The organism is Martelella sp. K41-7 (assembly GCF_055808365.1).
This window is the reverse complement of sequence record NZ_CM147867.1, coordinates 3,140,512-3,155,562: the sequence shown is the minus strand read 5'-3', so window position 1 is coordinate 3,155,562 and position 15,051 is coordinate 3,140,512. Positions and strand designations below refer to the sequence as shown.

Genomic DNA, 15,051 nt, shown 5'->3' with positions numbered 1-15,051 from the left:
TATGGAGGACAAAATGCTGGTTGGTGATGCAATTCAGGCGATATCGGGTGTTTTGCGGACTGCCTGGGCGATCGATGCACTCTATCTGAGCGGAAGTTTTGCCGTTGGCCTTGAGGATGAATACAGCGATATTGATTTTGTCCTTGTTACCAGGGACGGTCCAAGCGACACAGTGGCAGCACTGTGGCGTTCAGCTGTGGAGGTAACCGGCGAACCCGTCCTGTGGCGGGACCGAGTGACGTTTCCCTCGCTTATTAACGCGATTACGGCAGACTGGCTGCGCATCGATGTCATCATCCTCAAACCCGAACAGATGGTGTCGCGAAACAGGACGGAGCTTGCCGTCCTGTTTGATCGCGCGGGACTTTGGGAAGCGCTTCCCGACTGCGTGCAAAAGAAATCACCTGATCCGAAACGGCTGCGCGATCAGTTTGAGGAATTCATCCGGATCGTCGGCCTGCTTCCCGTCGCGGCCGGTCGTAAGGAATATATCAACGGCGTGACCGGCATTTACCATCTGCGCAACCTGCTCGTGGATCTGTTGATAAAGGAAACCGATGCGCCGCATCGGGGCGGTGCATTGCATCTCAATCGGTTGCTCACAGATGAGCAGAAAGAACTCCTGAAGTCTCTTCCCGCGCCGGTCGCCGAGCGTGAAGCGATGATCGAGGTGCACCTTGCCTATGCAAAAGCCTATCTGCCGCGCGCGCGCCAGCTTGCCGCATTATGGGGCGTGGAGTGGCCGGAACGCTTCGAAGTCGTAACGTGGCGGCACCTGCACGCCACGCTCGGCATCAATCGGCCCTATAGTACAGGATGACATGTCCTGTCGGTGATCGCTGCAACAATGTACGCATCAGCAACCTCGGCATGCTCATTGGCCGGCCCGGCTTTTACTTGAACCCGACGACCCGGTGCGGCATGTAAGGTGCTTCCAGCCGTTCGACCTCTTCCGCCGTCAATTTCAGTGCCAAGGCCGCCTCGGCGTCGTCGAGATGGTGTGGTTTGGATGCGCCAATGATCGGGGCTGAGACTTCCGGCTTCGCCATAACCCAAGCGAGCGCCACGCGCGCCATCGGCACGCCGCGTTCATTGGCGATGTCGGCAACGGCATTCACCACCTTGCGGTCGGAATCGGCGGTTTCGGCGTAAAGCGTCTTGCCGAATTCATCGGTCTCGGAGCGGTCGGTGGTAGTGTCCCAGGGCCGCGTCAGCCGTCCGCGCGCCATCGGGCTCCACGGAATGACGCCGATGCCTTCGGCCGCGCAAAGCGGCAGCATCTCGCGCTCTTCCTCGCGGTAAAGCAGGTTCACATAATTCTGCATGGTCACGAATTTCGCCCAGCCATTGGCCTTTTGGGTGGCGAGCATCTGCGCGAACTGCCAAGCATACATGGAAGATGCGCCGATATAGCGCGCCTTGCCGGACTTCACCACGTCATGAAGCGCTTCGAGCGTTTCCTCGATCGGGGTGTTATGGTCGAAACGGTGGATCTGGTAGAGGTCGACATAATCGGTGCCCAGACGACGAAGCGAATTGTCGATTTCCTGCATGATCGCCTTGCGCGACAGGCCCATGCCGTTCGGCCCCTCATGCATGCGGTTCATCACCTTGGTGGCCAGCACGATTTCCTCGCGCCGCGCAAATTCCTTCAGCGCCTTGCCGACAATTTCCTCGGATGTTCCGGCGGAATAGACATTGGCCGTGTCGAAGAAGTTGATACCATCCTCGACCGCCTTGCGGATGAAGGGGCGGCTCTGCTCTTCCGTCAGCGACCAGGGGTGGGAGCCGGCTTCGGGCACGCCATAGGTCATGCACCCAAGGCAGAGGCGGGAGACATCAAGGCCGGTGCGACCGAGCTTCACATATTCCATTTGTCCGGGATCCTCAGTTTTCGGGCAGGGCGAAGGTGACTCTGCCAACGCGCCCTGTCAAAGAAAAACGCCGCCGGATTTGTCCGGCGGCGCTTGGTAAGTCTGATCAGGCGGCCTTGGCGGCGAAGGCCTTTTTGCCCTCTTCGTCGAGTGCTGCAAAATCCGCGTCGGAAAGCGAGATGTTGGTCGCCGCGATATTCTCCTCCAGATGCTTGACCTTGGAGGTGCCGGGGATCGGCAGCATGACCGGGCTGCGTTTCAACACCCAGGCAAGCGCGACCTGGCTTGGAGCGGCATCGTGCTTTTTCGCAATATCATCAAGCAGCGAACCCGAATTAGCGAGCTCGCCAGCGGCCAGCGGGTGCCACGGAATGAAGCCGATATTGTTTTGCGCGCAGTAGTCGAGAACTTCCTCGCTGGTACGGTCAACCAGATTATAACGGTTTTGCACCGTCGAGACCGGGAACACCTTCTGTGCGGCCTTGATCTCGTCGACCGAGACCTCGGACAGGCCGGCATGGGCGATCAGCCCCTCGTCCAGGAACTCCTTGATGGCGCCGAACTGTTCATCCGCTGGCACCTTGGTGTCGATGCGGTGAAGCTGCCAGAGAGCGATCTGCTCAACGCCGAGATTGCGCAGACTCTTGTGGACCTGCTGGCGCAGATATTCTGGCCGACCAACCGGCAGCCAAACATTGGGGCCGGTGCGTGTCAGCCCGCCCTTGGTCGCAATCTTGATGTCGCCATACGGATGAAGCGCTTCCTTGATCAACCATTCGGAAATGTCAGGGCCGTAGCTGTCGGCGGTGTCGATGAAGTCGACGCCGAGTTCCGGCAGCCGCTTCAGCGTGGCAATGGCGCCGTCATGGTCAGCCGGTTCGCCCCAGATGCCGTTGCCGGTGATGCGCATGGCACCGAAACCCAGCCGCGTGACCTCCAGGTCTCCGCCGATTGCGAAAGTGCCTGACTTATCAGCACGAATATCAGCCATGGTATTCTCCCATGTTTGGTGAAAATGCCGCGCGGCAGGATGACCGAAGAGATATCGGGCGCGCGGAAAAGGTGTCGCGAATTTGCAATCCCTCAGATGGTCTGGCAGGGACGCCGTTTCAATGCGTGCAACGTTTTTTCATTCAAATAGCCTAGGCGGCCACCAACGCCCGAAGGACTGCTCACTGAAGATGGAACATCTTTCTGAGCGGCACCTGAACCGGTGCATTATCCGGATTGGTTTCCATGACATCGGCCATGAAGGTCCACCAGCGCTGCGCTATCTCGGTGTCGGGGATGGCATCCATCTCATGATCGTCGGTGCGCTTCAGCACCGCGAACAGGTGATGGGTCTCTTCATCGAGCCAGATCGAATAGTCGGAGACGCCTGAATCCTTAAGAAGGGCGGCGAGATCCGGCCAGATTTCGTCGTGGCGGCGCTTGTATTCCTCGGCCTGTCCGCGGTTGAGGTTCATGCGGAATGCGATGGTTTCCATGGGCTTACTCCTCCCGATGGCTTTGCCTCAAACGATGCCGCCGCTGGCACCCGTGACGGCCGGACGTTCGCCGGCAACCTTCTGCCGGTAGCCCGAGGCGCGGTAGGTGGCGACGGGGTCGATGGCACCGCCTGCTTTCCTGCGCGCCATGGCGAGGATCGGCCCGACATCGGTGCGGAAGGCGTCCTTCAGCGTTTCAGACGCCATCATCGGGTCATTGTCATTCTGGAAGCCGGCAAGTGCAGTGCGGTCCACGACAAGCGCCTGTGCATAGGCGCGACGGACCTCGATGGCCGAGCGCATCAGGCTTTCAATCGGATCGGTGACATTGTGCGACTGGTCGAGCATGTGGGCGGGATCAAAATCCTTCGCGCCTTCCGCATCAACCAGCTCGTTGAACACCAAAAACAGGCGGAACGGGTCGATCGAGCCGGTGTCGAGATCGTCATCGCCATATTTCGAGTCGTTGAAGTGGAAGCCACCGAGCTTGCCGAACTGGATCAGGCGCGCCACGATCATCTCGATATTGACGTTCGGCGCATGGTGGCCGAGATCGACGAGGCAGAATGCCTTCGGACCGAGTTCCTTGGCGATCAGATAGTTGGTGCCCCAGTCCTGAACGACAGTCGAGTAAAACGCCGGCTCGAAGATCTTGTGTTCGGAAAAGATCCGCCAGTCATCGGGCAGAGCCGTGTAGATGTTCTTCATCGCATCCAGGTAGCGTTCGAACTGTCTGGTGAAGTGGCTCTGGCCCGGAAAATTCGAGCCGTCGCCGATCCATACCGTCAGTGCCTTGGAGCCGAGCGCCCTGCCAATTTCGATACACTCGATGTTGTGGTCGATCGCCTGCTGGCGGGTCGCTGCATCGGTATGGGAGAGCGAGCCGTATTTGTAGGAGTGTTCCTGTCCTTCCTGGTCTTGGAAGGTATTGGAATTCATCGCGTCAAAGCCAAGTCCGAGCGCTTCTCCGCGCTGGCGCAGTTCGGAAAGGTCATCGACCTTGTCCCAGGGAACATGCAGCGATACGTTGGGGGTTGCACGCGTCAGCTGCTGGATCACCGCGCAATCTTCCAGCTTGTCGAAGATGTGGCGAGGCTCGCCGGGTCCGGGGAAACGGGCAAAGCGCGTGCCGCCTGTGCCGACACCCCAGGAGGGCACGGCGACACCATAGGCGGCGACCTTGGCGGTGACGTCATCGATGCTGACGCCGCCTCTGGCGAGTTTCTCGCCCAGCGCATTGTAGTCCGTCTCAAGGGCTGCTGCGCGCTTGTCGTTCTCTGCGGCCAGCACGCTCCTGTCGATCATCAGTTCCATCTGTTCCTCCCGTGCAGACTTTACGTGTCTGCTATGACCTCATAGTCACGGCAGCCTCGAGGGAAGCGCTTTGCTTGCCTCAGCCGCCACATTTTGACTTCTGCACTCTATCGCGGAAACGACACCGCGTTGCCGGCATCCACATTGATGATGTTGCCCGTCGATTTTGCCGACATGTCGGAGGCGAGGAAGTAGATCGCCTCGGCAATGTCTTCCGGGAACACCGAGCGCTTCAGCATTGATCGCTCACGGTAATGCGCCTCAAGCTCGTCGGTCGACATCTTGTAGGCGGCGGCGCGCTGTTCCTTCCACTCGCCGGTCCAGATTTTCGAGCCGCGCAGAACAGCATCCGGATTGACGGTGTTGACGCGGATCTGGGCGCTCGCGCCTTCAAGCGCGAGGCAACGGGCCAGATGGATTTCGGCGGCTTTGGCCGTGCAGTAGGCAGCAGCGCCCGGAGACGCGGCAAGTCCGTTTTTCGACGAGACGAACACCACATTGCCGCCGGCATTCTGGTAGCGAAACAGACGGAAGGCCTCGCGCGACACCAGGAAATAGCCGGTGGCCAGGATGGCGATATTCTTGTCCCAGAGATCGAGCGTGGTATCCTCGATGGGGGCGGATGAGGCAAGGCCAGCATTGGATACCAGAATATCAAGCCCACCGAATTCCGTCACGGCCTCGGAAAAACCGCTGGCGACTTCGGCTTCATCGGTGACATTCAGATGCACGCTACGGACAATGTCCTTGCTGAAGACCGACGACAGTTCGTCTTTGGCCGTAGCAAGGGCGGCATCATCGATATCGGCAAGCACCACGCAGGCGCCTTCTCCTGCCAGCCTGAAGGCAGTCGCCTTGCCGATGCCACCGGCGCCGCCGGTGACCAGCGCAATCTTGCCGGCAAGCGGTTTCGGCTTGGGCATGCGCTGAAGCTTGGCCTCTTCCAGAAGCCAGTATTCGATGTCGAAGGCCTCCTGTTCGGAAAGGCCCTGATAGGTGGAGACCGAGGACGCACCGCGCATCACATTGATGGCGTTGACGTAGAATTCGGCCGAAATGCGGGCCGTCGCCTTGTCCTTGGCGAACGAGATCATGCCGACGCCGGGCACCAGATAGATCACCGCGTTCGGGTCGCGCATGGCGGGCGAATTGTCGTGCTTGCAGCGTTCGTAATAGGCGGCGTAATCCGCGCGGTAGGCGGCGATTGCATCTTCAAGTCCGGCAACGGTGTTGTCGATATCCGGGCTTTCCGGATCGAAGTCGATGACCAGCGGGCGGATCTTGGTGCGCAGAAAATGGTCCGGGCAGGAGGTGCCGAGCGCTGCAAGGTCCTCGAGCCGGTTGGAGCCTACGAATTCGAGAACGGCCGGCTGATCGTCGAAATGGCCGAGCTTGCCTTCGGTCTCCGAAATCATGCCACGGATCTTCGGCATCAGCTTTTCCGCCACCGCGCGGCGCTCATCGGCGCCAAGGGTCTTCACCTTCGGGCCGCCGAAGGCCGGGCCCTGGATCCTGGCGTCGAGCCAGTCCATCGCCTTGTTGATGATCTCGAGCGTGGTCTCGTAGCTTTCCTTCGCCGTGTCACCCCAGGTGAAAAGCCCATGGCTTTCAAGGATGACGCCGCGTGCATTCGGGTTTTCTTCGCAGAACTTGCCGAGCCACAGGCCCAGTTCATAGCCGGGACGTTTCCAGGGCAGCCAGCCGATCTCGCCGCCGAAAATTTCCTGCGTCAGCGCTTTGGAATCGCTTGAGGCGGCTATGGCGATGATGGCATCGGGGTGCATGTGATCGACGTGCTTTTCCGGGACATAGGCATGCAGCGGCGTGTCGATCGAGGCGGCGCGGGCATTGAGGTTGAAGGTGCAGTGGGGGAGGTAGCCCACCATCTCGTCTTCATGTTCGACGCCGCGGTAAAGCCCCTTCAGCGCATTGAGCTTTTCCATATAGAGGGTGGCGAAACCGTCCATCTTGATGGTACCAACGTCGCCGCCCGAGCCCTTGACCCATAAAACCTCGACCTGATTGCCGGTGAGCGGATCGTTTTCCATCACCTTGGCCGAGGTGTTGCCGCCGCCGTAATTGGTGATGCGCTTGTCGGAACCCAGCAGGTTGGAGCGGTAGAGTAGAAGCTCGGGTCCGCTCATGCCTGCTGCCTTCGCGTCGTCCCACAGGTTCTCAAGCCGGGCGGCCCGGGTATCATTCGCCATCATTTCCTCCTTCGGGGCCTTTTGGCCTTGTTCTTCCCCGTTAAAATCTATCCGAAAGTCGGGATTGTCAATCACAAACAATCAAAAGCAATCATTAATGAAGCCATTGCAGTTCTCGTTGATTATTTTTGATTGACAATGATGGTATTTCTCTGAACTCTGTCAAAAAGGAGGCCCCATGCACGAAAAAGAGCGCCATCGCATCATCCTGTCGGCGGTACAGGAAAAGCCGGTCGTGACCGTGGCGGAGCTCGTCGATCTGACGGAAAGCTCTGAAGCGACGATCCGGCGTGATATCGCAGCTCTTCATGTGGCGAAACGCTTGCGGCGCGTGCGGGGCGGGGCGGAATCGCTGAGTCCACCACAATTCGTCGGCCTTGCAGGGCGTCCCTTCAGTGTCAACCAGACCATGAACGCCAGACAGAAGCAGGCAATTGCCAAGGCGGCTGTGGCACTTTGCGACGACGGCGATTCCGTAATCATCAATGGCGGCACCACCACTTTCCAGATGGTGCATCACCTTGCCAATCGCAGGCTGCAGATATTCACCAATTCCTTTCCCATCGCCGAACATCTCTTAAAGCACTCCAAGAATACCGTGATGCTCTCAGGGGGCGTGATCTATCGCGAGCAGAACGTGATCCTGAGCCCATTCGAGAACGATGTGACACGCAATTTCTGGGCAAAGCGGATGTTTATGGGCGCTCAAGGGATCGGCCCGCTTGGTCTGATGGAAGCAGATCCGCTGCTGATCCAGGCCGAGCAGAAGCTGATCGATCAGGCTGACGAACTCGTGGTTCTGGTCGATTCATCGAAATTCAGGCAGCGGTCGAGCCTGATCCTTTGTGGGCTGAAGCGAGCCTCGACCGTGATTACCGATTCCGGGCTGCAGGCGTCCGACGCCCGCATGCTGGAGGAGGCCGGCGTTTCGGTGATCATCGCCGATACGCAGGCAATGGAGGAAACCGGTTCCGGCTGAAACCTTGGAGGAAGGACAGCTTGAACCCCGTTCATCAACTGGAGGAGCAAGATGAGCATTTTGAAGAAGGTTCTCGTGGGGGCATTGATCTCCACGGCGCTTGTTGCGCAAGGCGCACAGGCTGCAGACAAGAAGATCGCGCTGGTCGTCAAGGCACTTGGTATCGGCTTTTTCGAGGCCGCTGCCGAAGGCGCTGAAGAGGCCGCAAAAGAAATCGGTGGCGTCGAGCTGATTTACACAGGTCCGACCGATACCACCGCCGAGGGGCAGATTGATGTCATCAATTCGCTGATTGCGCAGAAGGTCGATGCCATTGCGATTTCGGCCAATGACCCGGATGCGCTGGTGCCGGCGCTGAAACGCGCCATGCAGCGCGGCATCAAGGTGGTGTCGTGGGATTCCGGCGTCGCGCCCGATGGCCGCATGGTTCATCTCAACCCGTCGTCCAATCCGCTGATCGGCAACATGATCATCAAGCTTGCCGCCGACAATCTGCCGGATGGTGGCAAAGTCGCGGTGCTTTCGGCTTCCGCTACCGCCACGAACCAGAACACCTGGATTGCGGAAATGGACAAGGTGAAGGGCGACTATCCGAATATCGAAGTCGTGACCACGGTCTATGGCGATGACCTGTTCGACAAGTCTTATCGTGAGACACAGGGCCTCATTCAGTCCTACCCGGATCTGAAGGCGATCATCGCGCCGACGTCAGTCGGCATTGTTGCCGCCGCCCAGGCCGTCTCCGATGAAGGCAAGATCGGTGAGATCAATGTCACCGGCCTCGGCCTGCCGTCCGAAATGGCGGCCTATGTCGATAATGGCGCGTCGAAATCCTTTGCCATCTGGAACCCGATCGATCTTGGCTATGCCGCCGTGATGCTGTCGAACGACCTGATCGACGGGGCTGAAGCCGAACCGGGTGCCAAACTCTCGATGGGCCGCCTCGGCGAACTGACGCTTGACGACGACAATGCCGGCGCCATGGCCGATCCCTTCGTCTACGACAAGTCGAACATCGACCAGTTCAAGGACATTTTCTGAGCCACGTCCTCCCGGGACGGGGCGGACCTGCGATTGCTTGCAGGTCCGCCCCCGCGAACGACAACAACAAATAATCCCCCGCAGGCGATCCATGTCCGAAACAAAGCCACCGACCGATGCCGCACCCGCCATCGCGCTTGACGGCATCACCAAGACATTCCCCGGCGTACGGGCGCTTTCCGAGGTCTCGCTTGCGCTCTATCCCGGCGAGGTGACAGCACTTGTCGGCGAAAACGGCGCTGGCAAATCGACGCTCGTCAAAATTCTCACTGGCATCTACCAGCCGGACGGCGGCGACATCACGATGGACGGCGCAAAGGTTGCCTTTCCGACGGCGGATGCGGCAAGCGCGCATGGTGTCACCGCCATTCATCAGGAAACCGTGCTGTTCGATGCGCTGACGGTGGCCGAAAACATCTTCATCGGCCATGCGCCGACAAATCGGTTCGGGCTGATCGACTGGAAGGCAATCCATGACCGCGCCCGTGATATCCTTGACGGTATCGGCGCGCGGATCGACCCGCGCCACCGGCTGAGCGAACTCGGGATCGCAAACCGTCACATGGTGGCCGTTGCCCGCGCACTCTCCGTCGATGCCCGCGTGGTGATCATGGATGAGCCGACGGCGGCCCTTTCGCAAAAGGAAATTGAGGAGCTTTACGAGTTGGTCGAGAAACTGAAGGCCAACGGCAAGGCGATCCTGTTCATCTCCCACAAGTTCGACGAAATTTTCCGGATCGCAGACCGCTATACCGTGTTTCGCGATGGCGAGATGGTGGGCGAGGGGACAATCGCCGAGACCGATGAGAATGCGCTGGTGGAACTGATGGTGGGGCGGCCGGTCGATCAGGTCTTCCCCAAGCAGGCGGTCGAAATTGGCGGGCCGGTACTGACGGTTTCCGGCTACCGTCATCCGACCGAATTCGAGGATATCGGCTTCACGCTGCGCCGCGGTGAAATTCTGGGCTTTTACGGCCTTGTCGGCGCCGGCCGGTCGGAATTCATGCAGGCGCTGTTCGGCATCACCAAGCCGTCCGCCGGTGCGGTGCGCATAGACGATGAAATCGCGGTGATCCGCTCGCCGTCGGAAGCAGTGAAACAGGGCATCGTCTACGTGCCCGAGGAGCGTGGCACGCAGGGCACCATCACCGCCATGCCGATCTTCGAAAACGTGACGCTGCCATCGCTGGCCAAGGTTTCGCACAGGGGTTTTGTGCGCATGGCCGAGGAATTCGCGCTGGCGCGGGAATATACCGAGCGGCTGGACCTGCGCGCCGCCTCGCTCGATCAGCCCGTTGGCAATCTCTCCGGCGGCAACCAGCAAAAGGTGGTGATCGCCAAATGGCTGGCGACCCAGCCGAAAGTGATCATTCTCGATGAGCCGACCAAGGGCATTGATATCGGTTCGAAATCCGCCGTTCATGCCTTCATGAGCGAGCTTGCGGGCAGAGGGCTTTCCATCATCATGGTGTCATCGGAAATTCCGGAAATCCTCGGCATGTCCGACCGAGTCATCGTCATGCGCGAGGGGCGGATTGTAGACGAGCTTCCCCGTGCGGACATGTCGGCGGAAAAGCTAGTGCGGGCAGCAGCCGGCATCGGGGTGGCGGCATGATGGCGCGTATCTTCAAACACCGCGAGGTGCTGCTGTTCGTCGCGATCCTGCTGCTTGTCGGCGCCATTGCATTGCGCTTTCCGGGTTTCGTCGCGCCGCGCAATCTCGTCTCGATCTATAATGATACGGCGATCCTGATCATTCTGGCGCTCGGGCAGGCCGCCGTTATCCTGTCGCGCGGCATTGACCTTTCAATCGCCGCCAATCTGGCGCTGTCGGGCACAATCGCGGCGCTGTTGAACGTCGCTTTTCCCGATCTGCCGGTGATCTTCCTGCTGATGGCCGCCGTTGTCAGCGGTTCGGTGCTCGGCGCCATTAACGGGCTTCTGGTCTGGCGTCTGTCAATCCCGCCCATCGTGGTCACGCTCGGCACCATGACGATCTATCGCGGCACGATCTTTCTTTTGACAGGCGGCGCATGGGTCAATGCCCATGAGATGACAGATGCGTTCAAGGCCGTGCCGCGTGCCGTGGTTTTCGGGGTTCCGGTGCTTGCATGGTTTTCGCTCGGCGTGATTGCGCTGATGCTGGTTCTGTTCGTCAAGACCCGGCTCGGCCGCGCCTTTTATGCCGTCGGTGGCAATCCGCATGCTGCCGTCTATACCGGTATCTCGGTGGGCCGCACGCACTTCTTCGCCTATCTGATCGCCGGTGCACTTGCCGGACTTGCCGGTTATCTATGGACCGCGCGCTACGCGGTCGCCTATGTCGATATCGCCAACGGCTTTGAGCTTGATGTGGTCGCGGCTTGCGTCATCGGCGGCATCTCCATTGCCGGCGGGGCGGGCACCGCCATCGGCGCGGTACTGGGGGCGCTGTTCCTCGGCATTATCAAGAATGCGCTGCCGGTCATCGATGTCTCGCCATTCTGGCAGATGGCGATTTCGGGCACGGTGATCATTATCGCGGTTGCCGTCAATGCGCGTTCGGCGCGCGTCAAAGGCCGCGTCATCCTGAAAAAAGCGGAGCATGCGCTATGAGTGTCAGCGAAGCGCGCCATGTGCCCGACCGACTGCATGGCCGGGGCTACCGGATGGCGAGAAGCTGGGAGAGCCTGCTGATCGTGGTGGTGATCGCGATCTTCATCGTCAACAGCTTCGCCTCGCCCTATTTCCTTGACGCGTGGAACCTGTCGGACGCGACCTTCAACTTCACCGAAAAGGCGTTGATCGCCTTTGCCATGGCGCTCGTCATCATTTCCGGCGAGATCGATCTCTCGGTCGCCGCCATCATCGCACTGGCCTCCACCGCCATGGGCTACGCCGCGCAATTCGGCGCCGGAACACCGGAACTGGTGGCTGTCGGTCTTGGCGTCGGCCTTTTATGCGGTGCCTTCAACGGCTTTCTGATCACCGGAATGGGGCTGCCGTCCATCGTGGTCACCATCGGTACAATGAGCCTGTTTCGCGGGCTTTCCTACGTCATTCTCGGCGACAAGGCGTTTAACGGCTATCCCTCGGACTTTGCCTATTTCGGACAGGGCTATGTGTTCTGGGTGATCTCTTTTGAATTCGTGCTGTTTGCCGTGATGGCGGTGCTCTTCGGTATCCTGCTGCACCTGACAAGCTTCGGACGCATGGTTTATGCCGTCGGCAATAATGCCATGGCCGCGCGGTTTTCCGGCATCAGGGTCGGGCGGGTGAAATTTTTGCTGTTCTTGATGACCGGGGTGATGTCCGGTATGGCGGCGATCTGCCTGACCTCGCGGCTTGGCTCAACGCGGCCATCGATTGCGTTTGGCTGGGAGCTTGAGATTGTCACCATGGTGGTGCTCGGCGGCATCAATATTCTCGGCGGTGCCGGCACGATTATCGGCGTGGTGCTCGCTGCTTTCATCATGGGGCTTGTCACCTTCGGCTTCGGGCTGATGAATGTGCCGGGCATCGTCATGTCAATCTTCATTGGCCTGCTTTTGATCGGCGTCATCGCTCTGCCGGTGCTTTATACAAGGCTCAGACGGCGGTTCAGACGGGAACAGGTGCAATGAGTGCAATCCGCAATGTCGCGGTCATCGATATCGGCAAGACCAATGCCAAGGTCATCCTGTATGACCTCGTGCAGGCACGCGAAGCGGACACACGGTCAAAACGCAACGGTGTCACCGGCCATTCACCCTATCCGCATTTCGAAGTCGACGACCTTTTCGACTTCGTGCTGGAGGCGCTTACCGCCTTTCAGCAGGAACACGGCGTCGACGCCATCTCGGTGACCACGCATGGCGCGACCGCAGCACTGTTGAAACGCGACGGAACGCTTGCCCTGCCGGTGCTTGACTATGAGCATACCGGCCCGGACGAAACCCGCGCGAACTACGACGAAATCCGCCCGTCCTTTGCAGAAACCGGCTCTCCACGTCTTGCCATGGGCCTCAATATCGGTGCCCAGCTTTACTGGCAGCAAAAACGCTTCCCGGAAGAATTCGCGGAAATCGACTGCGTGCTGCCCTATCCGCAATATTGGGGCTTCCGGCTGACAGGGCGGCGCGCCGGTGAGGCGACCAGCTGGGGTTGTCATACGGATCTGTGGTCACCGCGAGCGCGCACCTTTTCATCATTGGTGGCCGAACTCGGACTTTGCGGCAAAATGGGCGAGCTCGTCAGGGCCGACGACCGGCTCGGGGATGTGCTGCCGGAAATTGCCGAAAAAACCGGCCTTGCCGCCAATTGTCCGGTGTTTGCGGGGATCCACGATTCCAACGCCTCGCTGCTGCCACATCTATGGTCGCGCGCCCAGCCGTTTTCCGTGGTTTCCACCGGCACCTGGGTTATTGCCATGGCGGTCGGCGGCCATCCGCCGGCGCTGGATGAAAGCCGGGACACGCTGATCAACGTCAACGCCTATGGCGATCCGGTGCCGTCGGCCCGGTTTATGGGCGGGCGGGTTTTCGAGGTGGCGGCGCCGGGTGGCGATGTCGTTGTGAGCGAAGACGACCGCAAGGCGATGCTGAAGAACAGGATCATGATGATGCCCTCGGTGCTCGGCGATACCGGACCGTTTCAGGGCACTATCGGCGGCTGGACGGTGGATGAGCATCATCTGTCGCCCGGCATGCGGCTTGTCGGTGTTTCCTGGTATCTGGCGCTGATGACGGCGGTCTGCCTCGATCTGACCGGTGCATCGGGTCCGGTGATCGTCGAGGGGCCGTTTGCCGAAAACCATGACTATCTTTCCATGCTTTCGGCTGCGACGGGTAGACCGGTGGAAAAAAGCCCGGGCAGCGGCACCAGCACAGGGGCGGCTGGGCTGGCCGTCGGCGGCACCAAGCTTGCCGCCTTTACGCCTCACCCGGAGCCGCTTACAGGCCTTGCCGCGCTGAACCGTTATGCCGAGATCTGGCGTGAGCGGCTACCGGAGATTGATTGAGGAAAATTCCGGCAGGGCAGGGGGATGAGGTTTCTTGCCTGACAGACCGATCAGGTCGTCAGCGGCGAAGCGGGCCTTCAACAAGGCTTCGTCATATTCGGCGCGCACGTTCGAGATCCAGCACGATGCCGCCGCCGACATTGAAGACGGCGCGACCGTCATCGAAGAGCGTCATTGTGCGGATGGCGACGTTAAAGCACATGGCGCCGTCGGGCGCGATATGGCCGATTGCCCCGCAATAGGCGCCGCGCGGCCCGTCTTCCAGCTGCTGCAGGATTTTCATCGCCGCGATCTTCGGTGCACCGGTGACTGATCCGCAGGGGAACAGTGCAGAGAAAATCGATTGCAGGTCTGTATCCTTGTTCAGCTTCGCCCGCACACGGCTGACCATCTGGTGCAGCGTCGGATAGGTTTCGATTTCGAAAAGCTTTGGCACGTGGACACTGCCGGGCTCGGCAATGCGCGAGATGTCGTTGCGCAGCAGGTCGACGATCATGCAGTTTTCGGCAAGCGTCTTGTCATCATCCAGCATCGCCGCAACGATCGCCGCGTCCTCAGCCGGCGTCGCTCCGCGTGCGGCTGTGCCCTTCATCGGATGGGTTTCGATAAACCCTTCTTTGTCGACGCTGAAGAAAAGCTCCGGTGAGCGTGACAGGATCCGCGGACCGGCAAGATCGATATAGGCACCGTAGCGCACCGGCTGGCGTTCCGCATAAGCGTGGAAGGCCTGAAGCGGATCGCCGTTCCAGCGGGCATCAATCGCGAATGTCAGATTGCCCTGATAGCAATCTCCGGCGACCAGATGTGCGTGCAGCGGTTCGAAGCGCTGGCGATAGGCCGCAAAATCCCAGGCCGGGCGAAGGTCGGAGAGGAATGGAGTTTCCCTCCTGACTGTCTCGACACCGGTTTCCTGCGGGGCCTCGAAAACGCCAAAGCAGAGATAGGGCGTTTTCGGCTCTTCAATCTCAAATCCGGAAAAGGCGGGGTCCAGCAAGAAACCCGCCTCGTAAGACATGTAGCCGGCAAGCCAGTGGCCATGAGCCCGCGCTCTTTCCATGCGCGCGAACGCGCCGGGCAGATCCGCCGGTGTCTCGGCCACGATCAGCGCATACGGCTTCGAAAACGTCAGCATGCGTCCGGCAAGATCATCCCGGAAGACGGCGCGCGGCAT

Annotated in this window: 12 protein-coding genes and 1 pseudogene; 7 read left to right on the top strand and 6 right to left on the bottom strand. The window is 59.8% G+C overall.

Going from position 1 to position 15,051, the window contains the following annotated elements; all coding sequences use genetic code 11:
* Positions 1–13: 13 nt before the first annotated feature.
* Positions 14–820, top strand: a complete 807-nt coding sequence (locus AC0L7L_RS14995; RefSeq protein WP_272212813.1) for a nucleotidyltransferase domain-containing protein — start codon at positions 14–16, stop codon at positions 818–820.
* Positions 821–893: 73 nt separating this feature from the next.
* Here AC0L7L_RS14995 and AC0L7L_RS14990 read toward each other — a convergent pair whose 3' ends face one another.
* The 5 genes from AC0L7L_RS14990 to AC0L7L_RS14970 form a co-directional block, all read right to left on the bottom strand.
* Complete coding sequence (locus AC0L7L_RS14990; RefSeq protein ID WP_272212812.1) at positions 894–1,874, bottom strand: aldo/keto reductase; 981 nt, start codon at positions 1,872–1,874, stop codon at positions 894–896.
* A 106-nt stretch (positions 1,875–1,980) separates the two neighbouring features.
* Complete coding sequence (locus AC0L7L_RS14985; protein ID WP_473509826.1) at positions 1,981–2,865, bottom strand: aldo/keto reductase; 885 nt, start codon at positions 2,863–2,865, stop codon at positions 1,981–1,983.
* Positions 2,866–3,046: 181 nt separating this feature from the next.
* Positions 3,047–3,361, bottom strand: a complete 315-nt coding sequence (rhaM, locus tag AC0L7L_RS14980) for an L-rhamnose mutarotase (protein WP_272212810.1) — start codon at positions 3,359–3,361, stop codon at positions 3,047–3,049.
* 27 nt (positions 3,362–3,388) lie between these two features.
* Positions 3,389–4,675, bottom strand: coding sequence for an L-rhamnose catabolism isomerase (rhaI, locus tag AC0L7L_RS14975; protein WP_473509823.1), 1,287 nt, complete (start codon positions 4,673–4,675; stop codon positions 3,389–3,391).
* A gap of 107 nt (positions 4,676–4,782) precedes the next feature.
* Entirely contained in the window at positions 4,783–6,882 is a 2,100-nt protein-coding gene (locus AC0L7L_RS14970) for a bifunctional rhamnulose-1-phosphate aldolase/short-chain dehydrogenase (protein ID WP_473509821.1), read from the bottom strand.
* 178 nt (positions 6,883–7,060) lie between these two features.
* Here AC0L7L_RS14970 and AC0L7L_RS14965 point away from each other — a divergent pair, with 178 nt between their 5' ends.
* The 6 genes from AC0L7L_RS14965 to AC0L7L_RS14940 all read left to right on the top strand — a co-directional run bounded on the left by AC0L7L_RS14965 (position 7,061) and on the right by AC0L7L_RS14940 (position 13,880).
* A complete protein-coding gene (locus AC0L7L_RS14965; protein WP_473509819.1) occupies positions 7,061–7,861 on the top strand; it encodes a DeoR/GlpR family DNA-binding transcription regulator in 801 nt (266 codons plus the stop codon).
* A gap of 51 nt (positions 7,862–7,912) precedes the next feature.
* Positions 7,913–8,902, top strand: a complete 990-nt coding sequence (gene rhaS / locus AC0L7L_RS14960) for a rhamnose ABC transporter substrate-binding protein (RefSeq protein WP_272212807.1) — start codon at positions 7,913–7,915, stop codon at positions 8,900–8,902.
* A 91-nt stretch (positions 8,903–8,993) separates the two neighbouring features.
* Positions 8,994–10,517 carry a sugar ABC transporter ATP-binding protein gene (locus AC0L7L_RS14955; RefSeq protein WP_272212806.1) on the top strand — a complete coding sequence of 508 codons (1,524 nt, stop codon included), beginning with the start codon at positions 8,994–8,996 and terminating at the stop codon, positions 10,515–10,517.
* On the top strand, positions 10,514–11,497 hold the full coding sequence (locus tag AC0L7L_RS14950; protein ID WP_473509817.1) for an ABC transporter permease: 984 nt from the start codon (positions 10,514–10,516) through the stop codon (positions 11,495–11,497). The genes AC0L7L_RS14955 and AC0L7L_RS14950 overlap by 4 nt, the downstream gene beginning before the upstream one ends.
* Positions 11,494–12,504, top strand: coding sequence for an ABC transporter permease (locus AC0L7L_RS14945; protein ID WP_473509815.1), 1,011 nt, complete (start codon positions 11,494–11,496; stop codon positions 12,502–12,504). The genes AC0L7L_RS14950 and AC0L7L_RS14945 overlap by 4 nt, the downstream gene beginning before the upstream one ends.
* The gene (locus AC0L7L_RS14940; RefSeq protein WP_473509813.1) at positions 12,501–13,880 is read left to right on the top strand and encodes an FGGY-family carbohydrate kinase; all 1,380 of its coding nucleotides are present in this window, start codon (positions 12,501–12,503) and stop codon (positions 13,878–13,880) included. Before AC0L7L_RS14945 ends, AC0L7L_RS14940 begins: the two co-directional genes overlap by 4 nt.
* Here AC0L7L_RS14940 and AC0L7L_RS14935 read toward each other — a convergent pair.
* A pseudogene (locus tag AC0L7L_RS14935) lies at positions 13,863–15,051 on the bottom strand (aminodeoxychorismate synthase component I). The gene AC0L7L_RS14940 and the pseudogene AC0L7L_RS14935 sit on opposite strands and share 18 nt — an antisense overlap.

Bases quoted from the DNA above. Each gene is read 5' to 3' on its own strand.
- AC0L7L_RS14970 (WP_473509821.1), bottom strand. From the start codon at position 6,882: ATGGCGAATGATACCCGGGCCGCCCGGCTTGAGAACCTGTGGGACGAC.
- rhaI (WP_473509823.1), bottom strand. From the start codon at position 4,675: ATGGAACTGATGATCGACAGGAGCGTGCTGGCCGCAGAGAACGACAAG.
- rhaS (WP_272212807.1), top strand. From the start codon at position 7,913: ATGAGCATTTTGAAGAAGGTTCTCGTGGGGGCATTGATCTCCACGGCG.
- AC0L7L_RS14950 (WP_473509817.1), top strand. From the start codon at position 10,514: ATGATGGCGCGTATCTTCAAACACCGCGAGGTGCTGCTGTTCGTCGCG.
- rhaM (WP_272212810.1), bottom strand. From the start codon at position 3,361: ATGGAAACCATCGCATTCCGCATGAACCTCAACCGCGGACAGGCCGAG.
- AC0L7L_RS14985 (WP_473509826.1), bottom strand. From the start codon at position 2,865: ATGGCTGATATTCGTGCTGATAAGTCAGGCACTTTCGCAATCGGCGGA.
- AC0L7L_RS14945 (WP_473509815.1), top strand. From the start codon at position 11,494: ATGAGTGTCAGCGAAGCGCGCCATGTGCCCGACCGACTGCATGGCCGG.
- AC0L7L_RS14940 (WP_473509813.1), top strand. From the start codon at position 12,501: ATGAGTGCAATCCGCAATGTCGCGGTCATCGATATCGGCAAGACCAAT.
- AC0L7L_RS14955 (WP_272212806.1), top strand. From the start codon at position 8,994: ATGTCCGAAACAAAGCCACCGACCGATGCCGCACCCGCCATCGCGCTT.
- AC0L7L_RS14995 (WP_272212813.1), top strand. From the start codon at position 14: ATGCTGGTTGGTGATGCAATTCAGGCGATATCGGGTGTTTTGCGGACT.
- AC0L7L_RS14990 (WP_272212812.1), bottom strand. From the start codon at position 1,874: ATGGAATATGTGAAGCTCGGTCGCACCGGCCTTGATGTCTCCCGCCTC.
- AC0L7L_RS14965 (WP_473509819.1), top strand. From the start codon at position 7,061: ATGCACGAAAAAGAGCGCCATCGCATCATCCTGTCGGCGGTACAGGAA.